A 23,191-nucleotide genomic window follows, 5' to 3' on the forward strand; every position below is an offset into this window, starting at 1 on the left:
CCATTATGACAATTTTGCGTGCGGCGATCATCGCCGCACTTTCCTTTTTGGGAACCTCAACTTCGGCGCAGGACATCACCCTGACGTCGCCTGACGGAGCTGTAGAGATCTCTGGAACTTTGCTCGGCTTCGACGGCGAATTCTATCGCGTTGAAACGCTTTATGGCGAGCTTACCGTTGATGGGTCCGGTGTGAATTGTGACGGCCCTGCCTGCCCAAGCTTGACCGACTTCGTGGCTGATGTGACCATTTCTGGCGCGGCGGGTATGGCGGATATCTTGATGCCTGCGTTGTTAGATGGATTTGCTTTGCGCAACGGTTACACGGTTGCGCGCGATGTGACAGACACCACACATTTCACTTATGTGCTGAAAGACCCCGATACCGGCGCAGATCAGGCGCGTTTTTCCTTCAAAGCCTCTACGACCGATGAAGGGTTCGCCGATCTGCTTGCTGATGAGGCGGATATCGCGATGTCTTTGCGAGAAATTCGCGAAGATGAATCCCGCCGTGCCTATGAGGCAGGGCTGGGCAATATGCGCAGTAAGAACCGCAGCCGCGTGCTCGCGCTGAACGCGCTGGTGCCGGTCGTGGCACCTGGCAATCCGGTGTCCCGGATCACAGCCGCTGAATTGGCGCGGGTGTTCACGGGTCAGATCGACAATTGGCAAGCGCTTGGCGGGCCAGATGCGCCGATCACTTTGCATGTGCCTCAGCAAGAATCGGGACTATTGCAGGCGATCGAGGACCGCTTGCTCAAACCGGCTGGTGGCAAGCTTGCGGACACCGCCGAGTACCACGACCAGATGGCAGCATTGGTCAGCGCCGTGCAGCGTGATCCATTTGCGATTGGCATTGCCACCTATGCCAGCTCGGGGGCAGCGCTGCGTATTCCGCTTTCTGGCGGCTGTGGCTTTGCGGTGCACGCAACGCGGCGCGGGATCAAGATGGAAGACTACCCTCTGACCACACCAATGTTCCTTTATTTGCCTGCACGGCGTCTGCCGAAAATCGCGCGGGATTTTCTGACCTATACGAGGGGACCAGCCGCACAAATCGTCATTCGCCGTGCAGGCTTCGTCGATCAGTCGCCGGAAGAAGTGTCTATCGCATTGCAAGGGGAGCGGTTTGTGAATGCCATTTCCTTGGCTGAAAAAACGGTCCCGCTTGAAGACTTGCAGGCGATTGTGGACCGGCTAGGCAACCATCAGCGGCTGACAACGACGTTCCGGTTCAGGCCTGGTGTCTCAGCGCTCGATGCGCAGTCGCAATCCAATGCGCAGCAACTGGCACGCTCTTTGGAGCTGGGCACCTATGATGGGCGCGAGCTTGTCTTTGTGGGATTTAGCGACGGCGAAGGATCCACAGATGCCAATCGAACCATCGCATTACGTCGGGCGCAGGCGGTGCGGGATGCGGTGTTAGAAGCCGCTGAAGCCGTTAACCGAGATGGGCTGAACATTGCCGTGGAAGGATTTGGTGAGGCGCTGCCCATGGCCTGTGATGAAAGCGCATGGGGCCGTCAAGTGAACCGTCGTGTTGAAGTCTGGCTAAAGTAGATCATTGGATCGGAAACTGAAGTGACGCGATTGCCCGATGACCAGATGGTCGTGCAGGGTGATCGACATCACCGATGCTGCTTTTTGGATTTCTCGCGTCATTTCAACATCTGCTTGCGAGGGCGTTGGGTCACCTGAAGGGTGGTTATGAACCATGATCAAGGCGCTGGCGTTAAGCTCGAGCGCGCGTTTGATGACTTCGCGGGGATAGACTGGAACGTGGTCCACTGTGCCGCGCGCTTGGGCCTCATCTGCGATCAGCGTGTTCTTTGTGTCCAAGAACAGGATGCGGAATTGTTCCGTTTCCAGATGCGCCATGCTTGTCTGGCAGTAATCCAACAACGCGTCCCAAGAGCTTAGAACCGGGCGACGCAAGACCTTGGATTGAGCGAGCCGCTGCGCGGAAGCTTCTACGATTTTGAGCTCACACACTATCGCGTCACCCACGTCATGGCATTCTTTTAGCCGGGGGATGGAGGCAGAGATCACACCGTTGAAGCTTCCAAACCGATCCAAAAGACGGCGGGCTATTGGTTTCACGTCTCGTCGCGGGATGGCGCGAAACAGAACCAATTCCAGCAGCTCGTAGTCCGGCACTGCACCGGCACCACCGCGCATGAAGCGATCACGCAATCGTTTGCGGTGGTCGCGGATATATGACGGCAGGCGCGCCTTACCGGGCACCGGTTGCACGCCGTGCATCAAGGGGAGGGATTGGTCGCGAAAAACGTTTCTCTGATCCATGACCCAAGGCTCGGATGCTTTGGTTAGGATTCGGTAAAAACGAAAGGGTCTAAGAAAAAGGCGCGGTGTGTGCCGCGCCTTTACTTTGATTGTTCGCTTAGGACTTCATTGAGTCCCAGAATCCTTTCACAGACTTAAAGAAGCTGCTGCTTTCCGGGCTGTTATCCTCAGAGAGTTCGTTGAACTCTTTCAGCAGTTCCTTCTGGCGGCTTGTCAGATTGACTGGGGTTTCCACCGCCAGCTCAATGAACATGTCGCCCTGACCAGCTCCGCGAAGTGCCGGCATCCCTTTGGAACGCAAGCGCATCTGACGGCCAGATTGGCTGCCCGCTGGGATTTTCACCCGGCTGCGGCCACCGTCGATGGTCGGCACTTCGATGTCGCCTCCCAGCGCGGCCGCGGTCATAGAGACCGGTACGCGGCAGAAGAGGTTCGTGCTTTCGCGTTCAAAGATCTTGTGCTGTGCCACATCGATAAAGATGTAAAGATCCCCCGCGGGACCGCCGCGCAGACCTGCTTCGCCTTCGCCGGCCAGACGAATGCGCGTGCCAGTTTCAACACCCGCTGGGATGTTCACTGCCAAAGAGCGATCTTTTTCGATCCGGCCAACGCCGCCACAGGATTTACATGGGTTCTGGATGATCTGACCGGTACCCGAACAGGTCGGGCAGGTGCGTTCAACCGTGAAGAACCCTTGCTGTGCGCGAACCTTGCCCAGACCGGAACAGGTTGGACATGTGGTTGGCTCTGCGCCGCCATCCGCACCCGTGCCGTTACATTCACCACAGCTTACAGATGTTGGCACCTGGATGGTCTTCTGAAGGCCCGAGTAGGCTTCTTCCAACGACACACGCAAATTGTAGCGCAAGTCAGAGCCACGGGTTGCGCGCTGTCGACCACCGCGGCCGCCACCGCCGCCCATGAAGTCACCAAACAGGTCGTCAAACACATCAGAGAAGGCAGAAGAGAAGTCACCACCGGGGTGACCGCGTCCGCCGCCACCGCCCATGCCGCCTTCAAACGCTGCATGACCATATTGGTCGTACGCGGCCTTCTTGTCGCCGTCCTTTAGGACTTCGTAAGCTTCATTGGCTTCTTTGAACTTTGCTTCGGCGTCTGGGTTATCCGCGTTGCGGTCTGGGTGAAACTCTTTGGCTTTCTTGCGATAGCCTTTTTTGATTTCGTCCGCAGAGGCCCCTTTGGCCACGCCCAGCACGTCGTAGTAGTCGCGTTTTGCCATGGATTACTACTCCTTCAAGCCGGAATGATAAGGGCCGATCCAGGGTAGGACCGGCCCATAAATCAGGGTCCGACCGCGCGCTTAGCGCTTGTCGCCGTCCAGATCTTCGAAGTCAGCGTCGACGATGTCGTCATCCACTGGACCAGCGTCCGCTGCTTCAGGCGCTTCCGCGTCTTCCGCTTGCGCTTTGTAGATCGCTTCACCCAGCTTCATGGCCGCCTCAGTGACGTTCTGAACGCCTGCGCGCAGCTTGTCTGCGGTGACTTTCTCGTCATCCAGGTCGTCTTTCAGCGCGGCAATGGCCAGTTCAATCGCCTCAATCGTGGTTGGGTCAACCTTGTCAGCGTGCTCTTCCATGGACTTCTCAGTCGAATGGATGAGGCTTTCCGCTTGGTTGCGTGCTTCCACCAGCTCTTTGCGCTCTTTATCCGCTTCGGCATTTGCTTCCGCGTCTTGAACCATTGCTTCGATGTCCGCGTCAGACAGACCGCCGGACGCTTGGATGGTGATGGACTGTTCTTTGCCGGTGCCTTTGTCTTTCGCGCCGACAGACACGATGCCGTTGGCGTCGATGTCGAAGGTCACTTCGATTTGCGGCATGCCGCGTGGCGCCGGTGGAATGTCTTCCAGGTTGAACTGACCAAGGATCTTGTTGTCCGCAGCCATCTCACGCTCACCTTGGAACACGCGCAGGGTTACGGCGTTCTGGTTGTCTTCCGCAGTGGAGAAAGTCTGAGACTTCTTGGTTGGGATGGTTGTGTTGCGGTCGATCAAGCGCGTGAACACGCCGCCCAAAGTTTCGATACCCAGGGACAACGGGGTCACGTCCAGCAGAACAACGTCTTTAACGTCGCCTTGCAGAACACCGGCTTGGATCGCAGCACCCATGGCCACAACCTCATCAGGGTTCACACCCTTATGCGGCTCTTTGCCGAAGAATTTGGTCACTTCTTCGATCACTTTAGGCATACGGGTTTGGCCGCCCACCAGAACCACTTCGTCGATGTCAGACGCGGACAGGCCCGCATCTTTCAGCGCCGCAGCACAAGGCTTCAGAGAGTTCTTGATCAGGTCAGACACCAGAGATTCCAGCTTCGCACGGGTCAGTTTCATAACCATGTGCAAAGGCGCGCCGTCTGCGCCCATGGAGATAAACGGTTGGTTGATCTCTGTTTGGGACGCGGAAGACAGTTCGATCTTCGCTTTTTCTGCCGCTTCTTTCAGACGCTGCAGGGCCATCTTGTCTTTGGACAAGTCAACACCGTGCTCTTTTTTGAACTCATCCGCGAGGTAGTTCACGATGCGCATGTCGAAGTCTTCACCACCCAGGAACGTGTCACCGTTGGTGGATTTTACTTCGAAGAGGCCGTCGTCGATTTCCAGAATGGTTACGTCGAAGGTACCGCCGCCGAGGTCATAAACCGCGATGGTTTGGGTGTCTTCTTTGTCCAGACCGTAAGCCAGCGCCGCGGCGGTTGGTTCGTTGATGATGCGCAGAACTTCAAGACCCGCGATCTTACCCGCGTCTTTGGTCGCCTGACGCTGTGCGTCGTTGAAGTATGCTGGAACAGTGATCACCGCTTGGGTCACTTCTTCGCCGAGGTAGGACTCAGCGGTTTCTTTCATTTTGCCCAGGGTGAAGGCAGAGATTTGGGATGGGGAGTATTTCTCACCCTTCGCTTCCACCCATGCGTCGCCGTTGCCGCCGTTCACGATGGCGAATGGCACCATCTTTTTGTCTTTTTCAACAGCTGCGTCGTCAAACCGACGACCGATCAGACGCTTTACACCGAAAACGGTGTTTTCTGGGTTTGTGACGGCCTGGCGTTTTGCCGGCTGGCCAACAAGGCGCTCGTCATCTGTGAATGCAACGATGGACGGTGTGGTGCGCGCACCTTCCGCGTTTTCGATTACACGTGCTTGAGAGCCATCCATGATGGCAACGCAGGAGTTTGTTGTACCGAGGTCGATACCAATAACTTTACCCATTTTAGATCCCTTCTCACTTAAGGCGATATTTACGAGACGAGACCCGTTTTGGCATCTCGCCCGATTCTATTGGCAATGGCCTTTGGCCACTACGCTTCGGAGGGTATATAGGGAGCCAGAAAAGCTGCTGCAAGCGTCTCATTGCGCTGCTTTGTCCAATTTTTGCGCCTTTTGCCGCTCTGACACAGGATGATCGCCAATTGACCCTACTTCCGCCCCTGAACATTCGCGGATTCCAGGTTTACAAAGGGTTTCTGGATCGTGCCGCACAAGACGAACTGGTGGCGCAAGCTCGGCAAGTGGCACAGGACGCGCCGTTCTTTTCACCAATGACTCCGAGCGGCAGAACTATGTCCGTTCGTATGACCTCTGCTGGGCGTTTGGGATGGGTCACGGATCGGTCGGGCTACCGGTATCAAGCAGCACACCCAAAGGGGCAGGGTTGGCCTGAAATTCCGGAACAGATCCTAGAAATTTGGCGGGGAGTCGCGTCAAAAGAGCGGATGCCCGACAGTTGCTTGATGAATTTCTATGGCGAAGGCGCGCGGATGGGGATGCATCAGGACAAGGATGAAGGTGATTTCAGTTGGCCTGTGGTGTCAGTGTCTTTAGGAGATGACGCGCTCTTTCGAATGGGTAACCCAGAGCGGGGCGGGTCAACGGAGTCCGTTTGGCTGACTTCGGGTGACGTGGTGGTGATGGGCGGAGACGCGCGTTTGAGCTACCACGGAATAGACCGCATTCGCTTTCAAAGTTCATCGCTCTTGCCAAAAGGTGGCCGGATCAATTTGACCCTGCGCGTTGTCGATCAGGGCGACAGCCCACAACAGCCGTCGAGCCCGTAGCTTTCGCCGTTGTCGTGAATAAAGAGCCGAATGCGCAACGCGTTCTCGCGGTCGGACATGCCATCATGACACATCTGGTTTTCGATCAGGGCCGAGAAGCCTTCGGATGCGCTGCCTGAGCCGAGCCCAATCGAGCTGATCGGACGCGCGGCAATGTCAGACATCCAATCTACCGCGTAAGGGTGATCTTGGGAGTCATAATCCGTATAAATTGCCTGGCTGGCACCGATATTGAGCCTGAAATCCCAGAACGGCTCGGTGCCAAAACAGGTCATCGGGGTTTTGAACTCATGCCATTTCGGTTGTTCAGGCATGGTTATGTAGCTCAATCGCACCCATCCACTGCCCTCGCCGCTGTTCACCAGCCCCCACGTGTCGCTTTCATCTGTCGCGACAATTTCAATGTTTTCTGCATTGTGCGCGATGGTTCCAAGGATTTCTGACGTGTGATCCGACTCAATCCGAATGTTAAGCGTATCGTCGCTCGCCACATTCACCACGCTGCCAAGCAGTGGGAACCGGTCTTGGTCATGCCAATCGGCAAGCACAACGCTGGGCGTAAGCAGCAATGCAAAAAGCCAGCGGATCATCGTTTTGATCCCCAGCTCAGCGATGCCTGACGTCGGGTATAGAACTCACCCATTAGGCCGATCATCAGGAGCACGAGACCGACGTAAAGCGGATATTCGACACTGGAGTTGCGCGGCACGTAATTGATGAAAGCATAGCCTCGCGCTTGGTCGATGGTGTGGAAAAGCGGGTTCCAGTCAAACATCGCCAGCATGAAGCTTGGAAGAGAGTTGGCGACGAACATCTTGCCGGATGCAATCATATTGGCGCGTGCATAAATGGTGTTCGCGATGCTGACAAAGGTCGGATACCAAGGCTTGATTGCAAGGAGCAACAAGCCAACGCCGGCACCGGTGAACCAGGACAACAAGATCATACCCAAACAGCCCATAGGGTCATCGATCACAAATGGCGTCACGGCAACGTAGTAAATAAACAGGATCGCGATCAGCGACAGCATCTGAATGTAGAGGGTTCCCAGCGCAGCGGCGAGGATCGCGATCGCTGTGTTCATGGGGGCGTGTTTCATCATCGGTGACGAAGGTCCTTCCGCACCCACGACCGCACCCATGGTTTTGGTGTGAGTCATGAAGTTGAAAATGCCCGTCATGATGTAAAGCAAGAAGTCGCCGCGAATTGCTGCTCCGCGCAGGCCCAAGATTGAGAACATGACAAAGAAGACCATGATAAAAATCGCGGTCTGCATCATGTTCATCAAGATCGACATAACGGCATTGCCGTGGGTTTTTCGTACCGTTCGCACAATGGAATGGTAGACGAGCTCACAAATTGTGAGCGCCGATTGCAACGTCGTCTTAGGGCCGGATTGTTCAAACATTCGGCGTCCTGCTAGATTTACCCAATTTGGTTGACGGAATTCTTGCTGTTCCGCGTTGAGGGCAGCATAAGAGCCTCGACGTTAATTTACAACAAATGCCTAAATGGGAGCTTCCCTTGAATTACGATGCACTTGTCCCTGTTATGCGCCGCCTTGCGATTGAAGCCGGTGCAAAGATCATGGAAATCTATCAATCCGATGATTTCGAGGTGAAGTCTAAGTCTGATGACAGCCCTGTCACGGCAGCAGATGAGGCGGCTGACGCTTTGATCAGCGCCGGTCTTCGCGCCGAATTCCCGGATGTGATGCTGGTGACTGAGGAGCAAGCAGATAGCCACAAGGCGAAAGGCGACACATTCCTGATCGTTGATCCTCTGGACGGTACAAAAGAGTTCATTCACCGTCGCGGGGACTTCACGGTGAACATTGCTTATGTGGAAAAAGGTGTGCCTCAGCGTGGTGTGGTTTACGCCCCAGCGCGCGAGCGGATGTTTTTCACCCAAGCAGACGGTCAAGCGGTTGAAGAAACCGGTGCGTTTGATCTGGAGCAGGTGGGTGCCCTGACTGAAATCAATGTATCCGATGCGGACAACAGCGCTTTGATGATCGTTGCTTCAAAATCGCACCGCGATCAGGCGACCGATGATTACATCAACAAATACAGTGTAAAAGACAGCAAAAGCGCTGGGTCCTCTTTGAAGTTCTGTTTGGTCGCAACTGGCGAAGCGGACATTTACCCGCGCGTGGGTCGCACAATGGAATGGGACACTGCCGCTGGTCACGCCGTTCTATTAGGCGCAGGTGGTCAGGTGGTTCGCTTTGATGACCACACACCGCTGATCTACGGCAAAGAAGATTTCGCCAACCCATTCTTCATCGCCTACGCCCCAAGCGTTGAGTTGAAAGAAGCCTGATCTGAGTTTTCGACAGGTCCGTGATTTTTTGGCGCGCGAGAATTGATCGATTCTCGCGCGTTTTGTGTTTAAGGTTTGGTCTAAACCGCGAGCGCTCAAAGCTCGCAAGAGCGGGACCACCACGAGCGATGCAGCCTTCCATTTCCCTATGGCAAAGATACAAGCTAAGGCTAAAGCGTCGCCGGTATCTTTGGCGTTCCTTTCGCTCTCGTCATTCGCTCAAACGCCTTGCTTTTCAAGGTGTGCCTGAACACGGTGTGTTGGTCTTTTCGGTTGTGCGCAACGAGGCGACCCGGCTTCCCTTTTTCTTGGATTTCTACCGAAAAGCGGGTGTTTCTCAGTTCTTTATTGTCGACAACGGGAGTGACGACGGAAGTCTGGAGTTCTTGCTCGAACAACCTGACTGCGCCGTGTGGCAAACGAGTGCCAGCTACCGTGACGCGCGCTTTGGGCTGAATTGGTTGAATTGGCTCATGATCCGCTATGGTCATAACCGTTGGTGCTTGATGGCTGATGCGGATGAGCTGCTGGTCTATGACGGGGATGACATATCAGACCTCAACGGCCTCACTCAAACCCTTGAAGACAAAGGCCACATGGCTTTTGGGGCGATGATGCTCGATCTTTATCCGAAAGGCGCATTGGGCGAGCAGGAATATACGGCTGGTCAAGATCCGCGAGAGGTGCTTACGCATTTCGATGATGGACCTTATCGACAGGTTTGGCAGATGCCGAAAGGCAACCTCTGGCTGCAAGGCGGTATGCGCGAGCGGGTGTTTTTTGAAGAAAAGCCGGAGCAGTCCCCGACGCTAAACAAGATTCCACTTATCAAATGGAACCGTCGCTTTGCATGGGTGAATTCCTGTCACTCGCTTTTGCCGCCAAACCTAAACACGCTGTATGATGGCCCTGGCGGAAAGACGCCGTCAGGTGCTTTGTTGCATACCAAGTTTCTACCGGAGATTGTTTCCAAATCGGAAACCGAAAGACAGCGACAGCAACATTTCCATGATCCGACTTTATTTGATCCCTATTACCAGGCTATTGAAAATAAGCCGGTGCTTTGGAACGAACATTCAAAACCCTATGAAGGGTCAGCGCAGCTTGCACGACTTGGATTGATTTCTAAGAAAGACTGGCTCGCATCTTAAAGGTGTGGCGTCGTAAAGCGCGCGGTTTTAATAAAAGTCTCGGCAGCTCATGGCTCGCGCTAAGCCAATCTAAATTCATTGATTCTTATAAGAAAAACATGACATACTGCATCTCAAATGCAGTAGAACGGGCCACAAGGCCTGCGCGGCGGTAAAGAGCGGATAATTTAGTGGGACTTTGGGATTCCTATCGAATGCGGTTGCGCCGTAAGCAGCGCCTTATTCGGGCTGTGCGCAAATCCCAACAACTTCGTATCAAGCAAGACCACACTGGCAATATACGTGAAGGCGACATTTTGCTTGTGTCTACGGTGCGCAATGAAGCGATCCGCATGCCGTATTTCATGCAGTATTACCGCAATCTAGGCATTAACCATTTCCTATTCGTGGATAATGGCAGCTCAGATGGCTTCATGGATCACGTGGCCGGTCAATCGGATGTGTCTGTTTGGTACACGGATTCCAGCTATAAATCCGCCCGCTTTGGCATTGATTGGATGAATGCGTTGAAGCGGCGCTATGCACATGGGCACTGGACGCTCGTGGTGGATCCGGATGAGTTCTTTATCTATCCGTTCTGTGACAGCCGTCCCATCAATGCATTGACAGATTGGCTCGACAATTCGTCCATACGCAGTTTTTCGGCGATGTTGCTGGATATGTATCCAAAAGGTCGATTGGACGAGTTCCCCTACCAAGAAGGGCAGAACCCGCTTGAGATCGCCAATTGGTTTGATGCGGGAAACTATATGATTTCTAAGAATCCTGAGTATGGGAATCTCTGGATTCAAGGCGGCCCGCGCGCTCGGGCGTTTTTTCCTGAGGAGCCAAAGCTCGCTCCGGCTTTGAACAAAACCCCTCTGGTGAAATGGGACAAGCACTACGCCTATGTCAGCTCCACTCATGCTCTTTTACCGCGCGGTTTGAACCGGGTTTATGAAGAATGGGGTGGTGAGAAGGCCAGTGGCATCTTGCTGCACACCAAGTTCTTGGACACGTTTGCCCACAAAGCAGGCGAAGAGTCCCTGCGTAAGCAGCATTATCGCGGCAGCATCGAATATGCTGCCTATTTACAGACGCTTAAGGACAATCCGAACCTATGGTGCAAGTGGTCTGAGAAATACATCAACTGGCGCCAGCTTGAGATTCTGGGCCTCATGTCAAAAGGAAACTGGGCATGAGCGTCGGGGTCATCATGTTGGTGCATTCCGCGCTGCACCGAGCAACACAGGTGGCCAATCATTGGCTAGATGCTGGTTGCCCAGTGGTGATCCATGTGGACGCGAATGTGGACCGAAAAACGTTCCGCAGCTTTCAGGCGGGGTTTGCCGACAATCCAAATGTGCGGTTCAGCAAGCGCCATAAATGCGAGTGGGGCATGTGGGGGCTCGTGGCCGCTTCGCAATCGGCTTCTGAGCAGATGTTGAAAGAATTCCCAGATGTTCGGCACGTGTACCTTTCTTCGGGCTCTTGCCTTCCGCTAAGGCCGGTGAGCGAGTTGATTGCGTATTTGGATGCGCGCCCACAAGTCGACTTTATCGAGTCCGCCACAACTGCGGATGTGCCCTGGACCGTCGGTGGATTGGACTCCGAACGCTTCACGCTGCGCTTCCCGTTCTCTTGGAAGCGTCAGAGGTTTTTATTTGATCGGTATGTAGATCTACAGCGCCGCGTGAAGTTTAAGCGTCGTATCCCGAGCGGGCTCGTTCCTCATATGGGATCGCAATGGTGGTGCCTGACACGTCAGACCTTGTCGGCAATCTTAGAAGACCCTGATCGCGATCATTATGACCGGTATTTCAAGCGGGTTTGGATCCCAGACGAAAGCTATTTTCAGTCTCTTGCACGGCTTCATTCGACTGATATCGAAAGCCGGTCGCTGACGCTTTCAAAGTTTGATCACCAGGGTAAACCGCACAATTTCTACGACGACCATTTGCAGCTACTGAGGCGCTCTGATTGCTTTGTCGCTCGCAAAATCTGGCCGAACGCGAACCGACTTTACGATGCGTTTCTGAATGCCGCTCCGGATAACAACCGGCAGGTGGAACCGAACCCTGCGAAAATCGACCGGATTTTTGCCAAGGCAGTCGAGCGTCGCACCATTGGCCGCGCGGGTCTTTATATGCAATCACGTTTTCTGGATCAGCACTGGGAAAATGGGGTTACCTCGTCGCGCTACTCGGTGTTCCAAGGATTTACGGAGCTGTTTGAGGACTTCGAAAGCTGGCTCGGAAAAGCATCAGGCTGTCGTGTTCATGGACACTTGTTCGCGCCAGATCGCGTTGAGTTTGCGGGCAGAGAATCTGTTCTCAATGGCGTCCTGACGGACAATGCAAAGCTGCGCGATTATAATTCGCAAGCGTTTTTGACGAACCTAATTTGGAACACACGCGGAGAGCGGCAGTGCTTCCAATATGGGCCGCGCGACTCGCAGGCGAACAATTGGTTGATGGCCAAGGATCCAAACGCGCAAATATCAGTGATTTCTGGCGCTTGGGCGGTGCCACTTTTTAAATCCAATCATAGCTTCTCAAAGCTGCGCAAACAGGCGGCGCGGTTGCAAAAGATTGAATCGGATTTCCTAGATGTGCTGCGCTCTCCTTGGGCTAAAGCACGTGTGCGGATTTGGACGATGGCGGAGTTTGTTGAGGCCCCGATGGAACCGTTGCAAAGCATCATCGACGAAATCGGCAAACAAGCGCCACACCGCTTGGCAGAGGCTCCGCGAATGACCGATCTGACGGGCTTTGGGCAATTCCTGCAAAACCTGAAGAACCAGGGCATGCATCCCTATCTTATGGGTGATTTCCCCGTGGGTTCGGCGGATCCAGTTGAAAACACTCCCCCTCGACGACCCTATCTGGTGCAATAAGCTAAATGACTGACCGATTTGATTATTTCGTGGTTTTCGCAGAAATGCGCACGGGTTCGAACTTTTTAGAAGCAAACTTGAACGCGTTTGAATCTGTCAACTGCCACGGGGAGGCGTTCAACCCTCATTTCATCGGGTATCCGAATAAGACCGAGATCCTTGGCATAGCAATGAGCCAGCGTGACGCGGATCCAATGTCTTTGTTGGAAGCGATCAAAAATGACGAAACCTCGATCTCTGGCTTCCGGTTTTTCAATGATCATGATCCACGGGTTTTGGAAACCATCATAGAAGATCCTCGTTGCGCCAAGATCGTCTTAACCCGCAACCCTATGGACAGCTTTGTGAGCTGGAAGATCGCGCAAGCAACGGGGCAGTGGAAGCTGACGGATGTTCGAAAGCGCCGTGACAGCAAGGTTACTTTCGATGGCCAGGAGTTTGCAAAGCACGTAGCGCGGCTTCAAGCCTTTCAGATCGAGCTGATGAATGGGTTGCAAAAGAGCGGGCAGACCGCGTTTTACGTGGCCTATGAGGATCTTCAAGACATTGAGATCATGAATGGACTCGCGCGGTTTTTGGGTCTGGAAGCGCGACTTGAAGCGCTTGATGGAAAGCTCAAACGTCAGAACCCCAGCCATATTTCCGAGAAAGTTGAGAATTTCGACGATATTTCTACGGCTTTGAAAGAGTTGGATCAGTTCAATTTGGCGAGGACGCCAAATTTTGAACCCCGCCGGGGGGCAATGGTGCCAACCTATATTGCCGGTTATCAAGTTGGGTTGATGTTTATGCCAATTCCTGGCGGGCCTGCGGATTCTGTGGTGGATTGGCTTGGCGCGACTGATGGCGAGGGGCCGGACGGATTGCAGCGCAATATGAACCAAAAACAGCTCCGGCAATGGAAACGCCGGTTTGTGCCCAATCGGGCGTTCTGCGTATTGCGCCATCCAGTGGCGCGGGCGCATTCGAGTTTTTGCAAGACGATCTTGTCCACAGGGCCGGGAAGTTTCTCAAAAATTCGACGGACGTTGCGTAACCGATTTGCATTGCCCATCCCTGAGACAATGCCAGACGAGGTCTACGGCGTGGATGAACACCGAATCGCCTTCAAGCAATACCTTACGTTCGTCAAAGCGAATTTGGCTGGTCAGACAGCGATTCGACAGGACGCTCATTGGGCGTCTCAGGCCAATATCATTGCAGGCTTTGCAAACCATGTGATGCCTGATCGCGTGTTCCGAGAGGATGAATTACGGGGTGGGTTGCCTGAATTGGCAGCTATCGTTGGCGCAGAAAACGTGCCCGAATTTGAGGAAGAAACGCCTGAAAAACCGTTTGATATCGCCGACATTTACGACGCGGAAATCGAAGCGATGTGCCAGGATGTTTATCAGCGCGACTACACCGTTTTTGGCTTTGCCGCTTGGAAATGAGCAGGCAGCTTAGGCCGCCTGCATCGCGTCTGATTCAGTCAGAATAGTGTACAGCGTGGACGCCACTGGGTTGGCCCGGAGTTTCGCACAGATGCTGCTCTCACGAAGCAACCTCGATACGTTTGCCAGCGCTTTCAGGTGGTCAACACCCGCGTCATGAGGCGCAAAAAGGGCAAACGCCAAGTCAACTGGTTGACGGTCTACTGAATTGAAATCAACAGGCTTTTCCAACATGATAAAGGCACCGCGCACGGTATCAATGCCTTCCAAACGTGCGTGAGGAAGGGCAACGCCGTTGCCCACGCCGGTTGGGCCAAGGCCCTCACGTTCCTGCAGCGCAGTCACAACACGGTTCGCTTTAAGCCCATAAAGGCCTGCTGCAAGGTCACCAAACTCTTGCAGCAAACGCTTTTTGCTTGAGGTGGCCGAAATCACTTTGACCGCCTCAGGGCGTAAGATCGTAGATAGGTCCATTTCGCCTGTATCTCCGGACCGGGAAATCCTGGTCCCTTATTGCGGGTCGATCCAACCAATGTTGCCGTCATCACGGCGGTAGACCACGTTAAGCCCGTCTTTTCCCTCGTTACGGAACACTAACACAGGTGCCCCGGCAATTTCCATCTGCATGACCGCCTCACCAACCGAAAGTGATGGAATTTGAGTTTCCATCTCTGCAACAATCACAGGTTGCAGGCTTTCCGGCTCTATCTCTTCCGAGGCGTTGTCGGTGGCGAGGATATAAGAGGAAGCGCCGGAAAGTTCAACCGGGACCTCGCGTTCCTTGTGATGGTCCTTCAAACGGCGCTTATAGCGGCGCAGCTGGGTTTCCATTTTGTCGCTGCAATTCTCGAATGCGGCATAGATTTCCGTGGCGCGTCCTTTGGCTTGGGCGGTCAGTCCGGTGGACAAATGTACGGTTGTTTCACAGACAAATTCGTGTGCGCTTTTGGAAAATACGACCTGGGCGTCCGTCGGTCGGCCGGCATATTTGCCCATGATACTGCCGAGTTCGCCTTCAACATGCTGTTGAAGTGCATTGCCGATGTCGATTTGTTTTCCAGAAATTTGATAGCGCATTCTATCTCCTTAGTTATTGAACATACCCGAAACCAAAAACCAAAGCGTTAAGCTCAATCAGAGCTTTGCAGGGTCTAGTTCGGAATGTTGGGATAAGACGCTAGGACCAAGCTGCCATGGCTCGATTTGGCTTGGCAAAGCTGAAGTTGGTTTATTTTGAAAGCAACCGCCCCTGTGGCAGGGGTCGAGAGATTCGCCAACTTGGAAAGTACCAGCGTCATGCTCCCATTGGGGCAGGCTCAAGCGCAAAAGTCAATTGGACGAATAGTAACGGTCACTAAAATCCGCTTATACAGCGGTTGTTCAGGAGATTTTGAAACCGTCTCCGAGGTACACGCGACGTACATTTTCATTCTCGACGACCTCATCAGGGCTGCCGGACATCAGAACTTTACCATCGTGCAAGATGTAAGCGCGGTCTACGATCTCAAGGGTTTCGCGAACGTTATGATCGGTGATGAGAACGCCAATACCGCGCTTTTTAAGGTCGGCGACCAAATGACGAATATCCCCGACGCTGATCGGATCAACACCTGCGAAAGGTTCATCAAGAAGTAGGTATTTCGGATCCGCAGCCAAACACCGCGCGATTTCAACACGGCGACGTTCACCGCCGGACAATGCAAGCGCAGGGGCACGACGCAGATGTTCGATGGAAAACTCAGAGAGCAATTCTTCCAAACGAGCGCGGCGTTTCACGCGGTCTTTCTGCGAAATATCAAGAATGGCGAGAATGTTGTCTTCGACACTGAGTCCACGAAAAATGGACATCTCTTGTGGCAAGTATCCGATGCCGAGTTTGGCGCGGCGATACATTGGAAGGGTGGTAACATCTTCACCGTCGATGGTGACACGACCGCCCTCAGGAACAACAAGCCCTGCAATCGCGTAGAAACTGGTGGTTTTGCCGCTGCCGTTTGGCCCCAAAAGCGCTACCACTTCACCGCGCTTAAGGTCGAGACTAACATCGCGAATGACAACGCGTTTACGATAGCTTTTGCGGAGATTCTCGATCTTAAGACCCGAGCTGCCATCAGTGACTTTCAGTTCAGGAGCGGCCATCATTGATTTCCAGTCGGCTGCAAAACGGTCCGCACGCGTCCATGCAATTCTGCGGTGGAGTCATTTGTATTCACGGTCATCCGCTGCGCGGTGATTGTGTTTCGACCTTGCGCCAAGGAAACGTTGCCTTGCATGTGGATCAAGCCGGTACCGACGTCATAAACAGCGCTTTCAGCCTGAGCGGTGTCTTTCCCGCTTAGAATCTTAACGCCTCCGGATCCGGTGAGTTTGGAAATGCCGTCTTGGCCATCGGTGTAGGCCACGTCGACCAGAGATGCGGTAAACTGCATTTCGCCTTGTGTGATCACGACGCTGCCTTCAAACCGAGCGTTGCCCGTTTCTTGGTCAACACTCAGGCTGTCAGCTTGCACCTCAATTGGTGCGTTTGAGTCATTGCCCCCAATGCCGAAATCTACTTTGAATTCCTGTGCTAAAACGCCGGATGAAAGCCCAATCAAGAAGGCAATACTGATAACAAAAAGTCGATACAAACCGTGCCTCATGCGTTTCTATGGCGTGTATATCAGCTTTACGCCATTTGTGAAAAGGAAACGCCCGTTTACGTCGTCCTCATCAACCTTCAACTCCATTGAACCAGCGGTGAATTCGCCAAAGGGTCCATCACCGTGGATTTCGGTATTGGAAATGGCGGTGCCAGAATTGAAATTCAAGGTCAGCGTTTCGGAAAGGAAGCGGTAACCCGTCGAGGATATGACCTCTACCGCGCCAGCCAATTCAGCTTCCATTCTGCGTGAATTCACAGTGCCTTCGCGCGCTGTCAGGTTCACGTCAGAGCCATTGGCGTAGATAATTTCCGCATTGAGGTTTTCCACCTCAGAGTGCTGGGGGTTATGCGGATCTGGCCTTGCAGAACTCGCAGTGATTTTAATGTCGTCCCCAAAGGTAGTTTGCCCGGTCAAAAAAGGTGTCGTGATCCGTTGATCGCTCGCACGATTTTCAAGTTCGACTTTGGCGAATGGGATTGTGCTGGTTGGGGCGACGGAGCGGGCGAACAGGAACATGGTCGACAAAAGGACCAGCGCCAATAGTGGTAACAGGACCTTCAGACCATTTATGGTCTGAGTGTATGTTAACCCGCGACGCGCCATCAGTGTGCAAAAATGTCCTGATCCGGCCAACCTTCCAAATCCAACACGGCACGCGTTGGTAGGAAATCATAGCAAGACTGCGCCAAGGCTGTGCGGCCTTCACGTTCCAAGCGTTCATTTAGCTTTTCACGCAGCTGATGAAGGTACAGAACGTCTGACGCCGCATAGTCTAGTTGCGCGTCAGTCAGCTTAGTCGCGCCCCAATCGCTCATCTGTTGCTGTTTGGAGATGTCGACATTCAAGAGTTCTTGCAGCAGGTTTTTCAGTCCGTGTCGGTCCGTATAGGTGCGGACCAGTTTTGAAGCGATTTTAGTGCAATAGACTGGTGCGGTGAGTGCACCGAACGCATTGTGCATCGCAGCGATGTCAAAACGACCGAAATGAAACAGCTTTAAGACATTTGGGTCTTCTAGCATCTTGCAGAGATTTGGTGCCTCTGTCTGGCCTTTCGCTACTTGGACAATATGCGCATCACCGTCTCCGCCGGACATCTGAATGACGCACAACCGGTCCCGATGGGGATTCAAACCCATGGTCTCACAATCGATTGCCACGATGGGGCCCAGATCAAGCCCGTCCGGTAGATCGCCCTGATAAAGATGGTTTGCCATAGTGTCCTCAAGTTTGGTGCTGTTTCCGACTTACGTCTTTGTACGATGTTATTCAATTGCAGGCGCGCGGGAAAACGCTGGTTTTGCTCCCAGCGAAATTCTTTGGCGGCTGGTCATCAAGACGCGGTTCGTCGTAAGCTAATTTTACAGCTATTCTTGGAAGATGAATATGAGCCAACGACTAGAACAAGTCCTCAATGCGATCGACGCTGCTAATTCCAAAGACCCACGGATGGAAGACGGCCAACCTGAAGCTCTGCTCTATGGACACCGAATGAGCGAGGAATGCGCGCGCTTGTTTCCTGACGCCCCAGAAACTTTGCAGCTGGCGGCAAGGGGGCAGCATGTGGAACGCTGGATTCTGAAGCGCACAGATTTCCCAGAGGGTCGTGCGGGCTACCTGACTTGGCGAAAAGACCTTGCGGCGCATCATGCCAAAACGGTGTCAGGGTTTATGGCTGATGCAGGGTACAGCGACGACGATTGTGCAGAAGTGGAAAAGATGCTTCGAAAAGAGGGCATCAAACGAAATGAGCTTGTTCAGTCCCTTGAGGACGTCATCTGTTTTGTCTTCTTAAAGTGGTACTTCGCCCCGTTTTCGGCGAAACATCCCGACGACAAAGTTCAGCGAATCGTTGAAAAAACAGCGCGCAAAATGTCCAGCCAGGCGCGTCAGCGAGCGTTGGAAGAGTTTGATTTGCCAGCCGAATTGGCGCCAAAATTTGCGATCTAGAACACTGGGCTAAATCTCAGCGTAACTCATGTCGCAATCGATGCTCGTGTCACACTTTGGTCGCCGCGTCTGACCAGGACGCAAAAAACGGCGCCAGAGTGCCGGCGCCGTTTTGCAATAAGTCTAGTTAGATCTTAGCGGATCCGTTGTTCTGTCTTCGCATCGAAGAATAGGACTTTTTCAGGCTGATAAGCGACCTTCACCGTAGAACCTTTTGGCAGCACTTCTTCTTCTTTGCTTTCGACGATGATGCGTTCGCCGGTGCTTGCGGTGAGGTATTCGTAGGACACGCCGCCTAGTTGCTCTGCCAAATCGACTTTGATGCCGCTTTCAGCTTCAGAAACGGTAAGGTGTTGCGGACGTAGGCCGACCAATACCTGGGTTCCCTCGGCAGGGAGTGAAACCGTTGTTTCGATCACTTCGCCATCCAGCGCAGGGACGCGCACTTTCCCGCCGTCTACAACACCGTTCAAGAAGTTCATGGACGGAGAGCCGATAAAGCCAGCAACAAACTTGTTGTCGGGGTCACGGAACAGATCCATCGGAGCGCCGACCTGTTCGATATGACCTGCACGTAGCACAACGATTTTGTCTGCAAGCGTCATCGCTTCGACCTGATCATGTGTCACATAGATCATGGTCGCGCCGATTTCGCTGTGGAGACGTGCAATCTCAACACGCATGTCCACGCGCAATTCTGCGTCGAGGTTTGAAAGCGGTTCGTCAAACAGGAACACTTCTGGTCCCCGGACGATAGCACGGCCAATCGCTACCCGTTGACGCTGGCCGCCGGACAATGCCTTTGGTTTGCGGGTCAGGTATTCATCGAGCTTCAGGATTTCAGAGGCTTCGCCCACCTTCCGCTTGATTTCATCTTTTGGAACGCCGTTCATTTTCAAGCCGAAGCCCATGTTTTCTTCGACGGTCATATGCGGGTAAAGCGCATAGGTCTGGAACACCATAGCGATACCCCGCTCAGCAGGGTCCATATGTGTCACGTCACGTGCACCAATGTCGATCTGCCCGCCGGTGGTTTCTTCGAGACCAGCCACCATGCGCAGCAAAGTTGATTTACCGCAGCCTGATGGGCCAACAAAGACGCAGAATTCCCCGTCTTCGATTTTTAGATCCACACCGTGGATAACCTGTGTCTGGCCGTATTTCTTTACGACATTGGTGAGTTCAACACCGGACATAAGGGGATACTCCTAATTATATGCGGGGAACTGCCAAGCTGCGGCGTCTTCCCCGATGTCGGTTGCACATTTCAGCAGGCGCGGACGCAGTTCGTCCAACTCTGCCAATGAGCGTCTGTCTGTTGTGGTTGTGATGGAAATCGCGCCGATGACGCGACCGCCGCCGGAATGAATCGGGGCCGCGATACAAATGATACCGGGCTCATGTTCTTCGCGGTCATAGGAAAAACCGTCAGCGCGAATAGTCTCTAATTCAGCGCGAAGTGCGTCCGACGAGGTAAGTGTGGCGTCGGTATATTTTAGGTAAGCTTGTTGGCTCAGCGCGCGTTCCAGGCGTTCACCTTCCATGTAGGCCATCATCGCTTTACCAACGCCTGTGCAATAGGCCGGGCCCACCTTGCCGGCGGCAGCAAACATTTCCACAGGCTTTGCTGCGTTACGTTTGTCGACGTAAAGTACTTGGCCATTGTCGAATTGCGCGAGGTGAAGTGTTTCACCGGTTTCTTCCGCGAGACTGTCGAGGTGTCGACTTGCGACCGGTGCAAGCGAGGACTGTCCCCATGCGGCGTGCGCGAAGCGTACCAAACGTAAGCCGAGGCTATAGGTTTGACGCTCCTCGTCGTAATTCAGCATGCCTTGATTCGTCAGAGTCTGCAGGAAGCGGTAGAGGGTCGCCTTGGGATGAGGACTTTGCGCAAGTAGGTCAGAAAACCGAATGGGCCGACCTGCGGTCGCCACCAAATCAAGGATTTCCAAGGCCTTACCGACCGTGCCATCCTTTTTCTCTGTTTGTGCCATGTCTTCATTCCTCCCAGTTCCATCGGGTTAAGCCTGACGAAACGTGTTGACAACCCTAGCTGCACGCTTCATTGTTTTCAATAGTTAAAACCAAGTTTCACTATTTGGAACTTAAATTGGAGCAATATGGGGAGGAAAACCATGTTCCTTAAGACGAAGTCCGCGCTGGCGGCTTTGGCAGCATCCGCTGCTATGACCACGACTGCGTTTGCAGGCGATCTTGTCATCAACTTTGACGACCTGAACCCAGGTCCGAAGCAAGCGTTCGAAGATGCGATCGCGCAGTTCAAATCTGAAAACCCTGACATCAACGTCATTGTGAACAACAACGACCGCGAAGCGCACAAATCCGCGATCCGCAACTTCTTGACCGCCGATGCACCGGACGTGACTTCTTGGTATCCTGGCAACCGCATGGCGCCGTTCGTTGACGCGGGTCTGTTCGAACCGGTGACTGATCTGTGGGCCGAAAACGGCTTTAACGATGATCTGGCCGCGATTAAGGCAACCATGTCCCGCGATGGCGAGATCTGGGGTGTGCCTTACTCTTACTACCAGTGGGGCGTTTACTACCGCTCTGACATCTTTGACCTTCTGAAAATTGAAGAGCCAAAGACTTGGGACGATCTGTTGGCAGCTTGTGCTCCGATGAAAGAAGCGGGCGTGACACCATTCACCATCGGCACCAAATTCCTTTGGACTGCAGCGGGTGTATTTGACTACATCAACCTGCGTACAAATGGCTACGAAGTGCACAACGATCTGACCGCAGGTAAGATCAAGTACACCGATCCTCGTATCGTGAAGACCATGGAAAACTGGAAGACTCTGATCGACGAATGTGGCTTCGTTGACAATCACGCTTCCATGAGCTGGCAGGACGCAATTGCACCATTCGCAAACGGTGACGCGGCGATGTATGTCATGGGTAACTTCTCTGTGGATGGCTACAAGAACGCTGGTCTGACATACGAGCAGATCGACTTCTTCCAGTTCCCTGAAATCACCCCGGGTCTGCCACGCGCAGAAGAAGCACCTGCGGATGCTTTCTTTATTCCAACCAACGCGAAGAACAAAGAAGACGCGCGTAAATGGCTGGCATTTGTGGCACGTCCTGATGTGCAGACAAAGTGGAACTCCACCATGGGTCAGCTGCCAATCAACTCCAAAGCGGAAGTGGGCGACGACAAGTTCCTGAAAGAGGGCTTCGCAACTCTTTCCACTGCAACCGGTCTTGCACAGTTCTACGACCGTGACGCCCCAGCGGCGATGGCGAAGGCTGGTATGGAAGGCTTCCAAAAGTTCATGCTGGACACATCCACAATGATGGAAGTTCTGACCCGTTTGGACGAAGTACAGGAAGAGGTTTACAAGTAAACCTTAACTCATCGCGGCGGGCGTCCATTGATGCGCCCGCCGTATTTTGTTTCACGCGATGTTTGTTGGGAGATCGCGCATGGCTTTTACCGAAACACGCGCTGGGACACAAAAAACCAGCTGGCTGGCTAAGAACAAGCTGAACATTGCCCCTTGGCTCTTTTTGGCTCCGGCATTGCTTTACTTTGCCATCTATGTGGTTGTGCCGATCTTTGAATCGATCTGGCTGTCGTTCTATGAATGGAATGGCTTGTACCGTGCCGATGGTACCTCTACCGCATCATGGGTTGGGTTTGAGAACTATGTGAAGCTTTGGGATGACCCAAAGTTCTGGATCTCGCTCAAAAACAACGTCCTTTGGTTGGTGCTTTACATGCTGGCGGTGCCGGCAGGATTGTTTATCGCGCTGTTTTTGAACCAAAAAACGCCGGGAATGCGGCTTTATAAATCCCTCTTCTTCTTCCCATTTGTGATTTCACAAGTGGTTGTTGGTCTGATCTTTGGCTGGTTTTACAACCCGGATTTCGGCGTAGTGGGTACCATCTGGAAAGCGCTTTATTGCGAGGAAACCGTCAACATTCTGGGGAATGCGACGTTCAAGTGTTCCCGTGCTGCGCCGGACATTTTGTCGAGCCCAGAATTCGCGACCTATGGCATTATCGCCGCTGGTTTGTGGCCACAGATTGCTTATTGCATGATCCTCTACCTCACGGGTTTGAACAACGTCGCTGCTGACCAAATCGAAGCGGGTCGTTTAGACGGCGCAAAAGGCTGGAAAATGCTTTGGTATGTGGTGCTCCCACAGCTGCGCCCAGCAACTTTCATTGCCGTCGTTGTCACCGTGATCGGCGCGCTGCGTTCCTTTGACATGATTGCAATCATGACACAGGGCGGACCGTTCGGATCTACCAATGTGCTGGCTTACTACATGTTTGAAACTGCGATCTCGGAATATGGTGAACGCTACGGCTATGGCTCTGCCATCGCGACGGTCCTCTTCCTGATCATGCTTGTCTACATCAGCTATTTCCTATGGCGGATGTACCAAGACGAAAAAGGAGCGCACTAAG

23 protein-coding genes are annotated in these 23,191 nt (G+C 53.4%); 10 read left to right on the forward strand and 13 right to left on the reverse strand.

The features are described 5' to 3' along the window. Positions 1 to 5 precede the first annotated feature (5 nt). Positions 6 to 1,559, forward strand: a complete 1,554-nt coding sequence (locus TA5113_RS02380; protein ID WP_058313623.1) for a phosphate ABC transporter substrate-binding/OmpA family protein — start codon at positions 6 to 8, stop codon at positions 1,557 to 1,559. On the opposite strand, the gene radC is transcribed toward TA5113_RS02380, so the two are convergent. From radC to dnaK, 3 genes are all read right to left on the reverse strand, one after another. Continuing rightward, the gene (gene radC / locus TA5113_RS02385) at positions 1,551 to 2,303 is read right to left on the reverse strand and encodes a RadC family protein (RefSeq protein WP_058313624.1); all 753 of its coding nucleotides are present in this window, start codon (positions 2,301 to 2,303) and stop codon (positions 1,551 to 1,553) included. The two genes, TA5113_RS02380 and radC, sit on opposite strands and share 9 nt — an antisense overlap. Positions 2,304 to 2,400: 97 nt before the next feature. Continuing rightward, positions 2,401 to 3,543, reverse strand: coding sequence for a molecular chaperone DnaJ (gene dnaJ / locus TA5113_RS02390; protein WP_058313625.1), 1,143 nt, complete (start codon positions 3,541 to 3,543; stop codon positions 2,401 to 2,403). An 81-nt stretch (positions 3,544 to 3,624) separates the two neighbouring features. After that, a complete protein-coding gene (gene dnaK / locus TA5113_RS02395; RefSeq protein WP_058313626.1) occupies positions 3,625 to 5,532 on the reverse strand; it encodes a molecular chaperone DnaK in 1,908 nt (635 codons plus the stop codon). Between the two features lie 200 nt (positions 5,533 to 5,732). On the opposite strand from dnaK, the gene TA5113_RS02400 reads away from it, so the two are divergent. Next, positions 5,733 to 6,377, forward strand: a complete 645-nt coding sequence (locus tag TA5113_RS02400; RefSeq protein WP_245627098.1) for an alpha-ketoglutarate-dependent dioxygenase AlkB family protein — start codon at positions 5,733 to 5,735, stop codon at positions 6,375 to 6,377. Here TA5113_RS02400 and TA5113_RS02405 read toward each other — a convergent pair. Together TA5113_RS02405 and TA5113_RS02410 are read right to left on the reverse strand one after the other, a co-directional pair. Then, positions 6,341 to 6,967, reverse strand: a complete 627-nt coding sequence (locus tag TA5113_RS02405) for a hypothetical protein (protein WP_058313627.1) — start codon at positions 6,965 to 6,967, stop codon at positions 6,341 to 6,343. The two genes, TA5113_RS02400 and TA5113_RS02405, sit on opposite strands and share 37 nt — an antisense overlap. After that, positions 6,964 to 7,785: an ABC transporter permease gene (locus TA5113_RS02410; RefSeq protein WP_058313628.1), complete on the reverse strand. Its 822-nt coding sequence runs from the start codon at positions 7,783 to 7,785 to the stop codon at positions 6,964 to 6,966. Before TA5113_RS02410 ends, TA5113_RS02405 begins: the two co-directional genes overlap by 4 nt. Positions 7,786 to 7,901: 116 nt before the next feature. Here TA5113_RS02410 and cysQ point away from each other — a divergent pair, with 116 nt between their 5' ends. The 5 genes from cysQ (at position 7,902) to TA5113_RS02435 (ending at position 14,158) form a co-directional block, all read left to right on the forward strand. Further along, positions 7,902 to 8,699 (forward strand): 3'(2'),5'-bisphosphate nucleotidase CysQ, encoded by a 798-nt coding sequence (gene cysQ, locus TA5113_RS02415; RefSeq protein ID WP_058313786.1) that lies wholly within the window; start codon positions 7,902 to 7,904, stop codon positions 8,697 to 8,699. A 128-nt stretch (positions 8,700 to 8,827) separates the two neighbouring features. After that, on the forward strand, positions 8,828 to 9,850 hold the full coding sequence (locus TA5113_RS02420) for a glycosyltransferase family 2 protein (protein WP_058313629.1): 1,023 nt from the start codon (positions 8,828 to 8,830) through the stop codon (positions 9,848 to 9,850). Between the two features lie 194 nt (positions 9,851 to 10,044). Beyond that, positions 10,045 to 11,031, forward strand: coding sequence for a glycosyltransferase family 2 protein (locus TA5113_RS02425; RefSeq protein WP_058313630.1), 987 nt, complete (start codon positions 10,045 to 10,047; stop codon positions 11,029 to 11,031). Next, positions 11,028 to 12,725 (forward strand): DUF5927 domain-containing protein, encoded by a 1,698-nt coding sequence (locus tag TA5113_RS02430; protein WP_058313631.1) that lies wholly within the window; start codon positions 11,028 to 11,030, stop codon positions 12,723 to 12,725. Before TA5113_RS02425 ends, TA5113_RS02430 begins: the two co-directional genes overlap by 4 nt. A gap of 5 nt (positions 12,726 to 12,730) precedes the next feature. After that, on the forward strand, positions 12,731 to 14,158 hold the full coding sequence (locus tag TA5113_RS02435; RefSeq protein ID WP_058313632.1) for a sulfotransferase family 2 domain-containing protein: 1,428 nt from the start codon (positions 12,731 to 12,733) through the stop codon (positions 14,156 to 14,158). Positions 14,159 to 14,167: 9 nt separating this feature from the next. On the opposite strand, the gene TA5113_RS02440 is transcribed toward TA5113_RS02435, so the two are convergent. The 6 genes from TA5113_RS02440 to TA5113_RS02465 form a co-directional block, all read right to left on the reverse strand. Continuing rightward, positions 14,168 to 14,632: a PTS sugar transporter subunit IIA gene (locus tag TA5113_RS02440; RefSeq protein WP_058313633.1), complete on the reverse strand. Its 465-nt coding sequence runs from the start codon at positions 14,630 to 14,632 to the stop codon at positions 14,168 to 14,170. A 36-nt stretch (positions 14,633 to 14,668) separates the two neighbouring features. Further along, a complete protein-coding gene (gene hpf / locus TA5113_RS02445) occupies positions 14,669 to 15,235 on the reverse strand; it encodes a ribosome hibernation-promoting factor, HPF/YfiA family (RefSeq protein ID WP_058313634.1) in 567 nt (188 codons plus the stop codon). Positions 15,236 to 15,538: 303 nt separating this feature from the next. Then, complete coding sequence (gene lptB, locus TA5113_RS02450) at positions 15,539 to 16,297, reverse strand: LPS export ABC transporter ATP-binding protein (RefSeq protein WP_058313787.1); 759 nt, start codon at positions 16,295 to 16,297, stop codon at positions 15,539 to 15,541. After that, entirely contained in the window at positions 16,297 to 16,788 is a 492-nt protein-coding gene (gene lptA / locus TA5113_RS02455; RefSeq protein WP_058316595.1) for a lipopolysaccharide transport periplasmic protein LptA, read from the reverse strand. The genes lptB and lptA overlap by 1 nt, the downstream gene beginning before the upstream one ends. 18 nt (positions 16,789 to 16,806) lie before the next feature. Next, entirely contained in the window at positions 16,807 to 17,343 is a 537-nt protein-coding gene (lptC, locus tag TA5113_RS02460; protein WP_220387187.1) for an LPS export ABC transporter periplasmic protein LptC, read from the reverse strand. Between the two features lie 62 nt (positions 17,344 to 17,405). After that, complete coding sequence (locus TA5113_RS02465; RefSeq protein WP_058313637.1) at positions 17,406 to 18,017, reverse strand: ribonuclease D; 612 nt, start codon at positions 18,015 to 18,017, stop codon at positions 17,406 to 17,408. Positions 18,018 to 18,186: 169 nt separating this feature from the next. Between TA5113_RS02465 and TA5113_RS02470 the strand changes: the two genes are divergently transcribed. Then, on the forward strand, positions 18,187 to 18,750 hold the full coding sequence (locus TA5113_RS02470) for a DUF4202 domain-containing protein (RefSeq protein WP_058313788.1): 564 nt from the start codon (positions 18,187 to 18,189) through the stop codon (positions 18,748 to 18,750). 134 nt (positions 18,751 to 18,884) lie between these two features. Here TA5113_RS02470 and TA5113_RS02475 read toward each other — a convergent pair whose 3' ends face one another. Together TA5113_RS02475 and TA5113_RS02480 are read right to left on the reverse strand one after the other, a co-directional pair. Beyond that, positions 18,885 to 19,946: an ABC transporter ATP-binding protein gene (locus tag TA5113_RS02475; protein ID WP_058313638.1), complete on the reverse strand. Its 1,062-nt coding sequence runs from the start codon at positions 19,944 to 19,946 to the stop codon at positions 18,885 to 18,887. Positions 19,947 to 19,958: 12 nt separating this feature from the next. Then, entirely contained in the window at positions 19,959 to 20,744 is a 786-nt protein-coding gene (locus tag TA5113_RS02480) for an IclR family transcriptional regulator (RefSeq protein ID WP_058313639.1), read from the reverse strand. A 141-nt stretch (positions 20,745 to 20,885) separates the two neighbouring features. Between TA5113_RS02480 and TA5113_RS02485 the strand changes: the two genes are divergently transcribed. Together TA5113_RS02485 and TA5113_RS02490 are read left to right on the forward strand one after the other, a co-directional pair. Next, positions 20,886 to 22,121, forward strand: a complete 1,236-nt coding sequence (locus TA5113_RS02485; protein ID WP_058313640.1) for an ABC transporter substrate-binding protein — start codon at positions 20,886 to 20,888, stop codon at positions 22,119 to 22,121. 79 nt (positions 22,122 to 22,200) lie between these two features. Then, on the forward strand, positions 22,201 to 23,190 hold the full coding sequence (locus TA5113_RS02490; protein ID WP_058313641.1) for a carbohydrate ABC transporter permease: 990 nt from the start codon (positions 22,201 to 22,203) through the stop codon (positions 23,188 to 23,190). Position 23,191: the final 1 nt, after the last annotated feature.

The organism is Cognatishimia activa (assembly GCF_001458335.1).
Lineage (GTDB): Bacteria > Pseudomonadota > Alphaproteobacteria > Rhodobacterales > Rhodobacteraceae > Cognatishimia > Cognatishimia activa.

What these genes read in the sequence shown, in the direction of transcription:
- dnaJ (WP_058313625.1), bottom strand. Translation starts at nt 3,543, where the DNA reads ATGGCAAAACGCGACTACTACGACGTGCTGGGCGTGGCCAAAGGGGCC.
- TA5113_RS02405 (WP_058313627.1), bottom strand. Translation starts at nt 6,967, where the DNA reads ATGATCCGCTGGCTTTTTGCATTGCTGCTTACGCCCAGCGTTGTGCTT.
- TA5113_RS02480 (WP_058313639.1), bottom strand. Translation starts at nt 20,744, where the DNA reads ATGGCACAAACAGAGAAAAAGGATGGCACGGTCGGTAAGGCCTTGGAA.
- TA5113_RS02440 (WP_058313633.1), bottom strand. Translation starts at nt 14,632, where the DNA reads ATGGACCTATCTACGATCTTACGCCCTGAGGCGGTCAAAGTGATTTCG.
- lptB (WP_058313787.1), bottom strand. Translation starts at nt 16,297, where the DNA reads ATGGCCGCTCCTGAACTGAAAGTCACTGATGGCAGCTCGGGTCTTAAG.
- TA5113_RS02435 (WP_058313632.1), top strand. Translation starts at nt 12,731, where the DNA reads ATGACTGACCGATTTGATTATTTCGTGGTTTTCGCAGAAATGCGCACG.
- TA5113_RS02470 (WP_058313788.1), top strand. Translation starts at nt 18,187, where the DNA reads ATGAGCCAACGACTAGAACAAGTCCTCAATGCGATCGACGCTGCTAAT.
- hpf (WP_058313634.1), bottom strand. Translation starts at nt 15,235, where the DNA reads ATGCGCTATCAAATTTCTGGAAAACAAATCGACATCGGCAATGCACTT.
- radC (WP_058313624.1), bottom strand. Translation starts at nt 2,303, where the DNA reads ATGGATCAGAGAAACGTTTTTCGCGACCAATCCCTCCCCTTGATGCAC.
- TA5113_RS02465 (WP_058313637.1), bottom strand. Translation starts at nt 18,017, where the DNA reads ATGGCAAACCATCTTTATCAGGGCGATCTACCGGACGGGCTTGATCTG.
- TA5113_RS02485 (WP_058313640.1), top strand. Translation starts at nt 20,886, where the DNA reads ATGTTCCTTAAGACGAAGTCCGCGCTGGCGGCTTTGGCAGCATCCGCT.
- TA5113_RS02420 (WP_058313629.1), top strand. Translation starts at nt 8,828, where the DNA reads ATGCAGCCTTCCATTTCCCTATGGCAAAGATACAAGCTAAGGCTAAAG.
- dnaK (WP_058313626.1), bottom strand. Translation starts at nt 5,532, where the DNA reads ATGGGTAAAGTTATTGGTATCGACCTCGGTACAACAAACTCCTGCGTT.
- TA5113_RS02410 (WP_058313628.1), bottom strand. Translation starts at nt 7,785, where the DNA reads ATGTTTGAACAATCCGGCCCTAAGACGACGTTGCAATCGGCGCTCACA.
- TA5113_RS02475 (WP_058313638.1), bottom strand. Translation starts at nt 19,946, where the DNA reads ATGTCCGGTGTTGAACTCACCAATGTCGTAAAGAAATACGGCCAGACA.
- TA5113_RS02425 (WP_058313630.1), top strand. Translation starts at nt 10,045, where the DNA reads ATGCGGTTGCGCCGTAAGCAGCGCCTTATTCGGGCTGTGCGCAAATCC.
- TA5113_RS02490 (WP_058313641.1), top strand. Translation starts at nt 22,201, where the DNA reads ATGGCTTTTACCGAAACACGCGCTGGGACACAAAAAACCAGCTGGCTG.
- TA5113_RS02430 (WP_058313631.1), top strand. Translation starts at nt 11,028, where the DNA reads ATGAGCGTCGGGGTCATCATGTTGGTGCATTCCGCGCTGCACCGAGCA.
- TA5113_RS02380 (WP_058313623.1), top strand. Translation starts at nt 6, where the DNA reads ATGACAATTTTGCGTGCGGCGATCATCGCCGCACTTTCCTTTTTGGGA.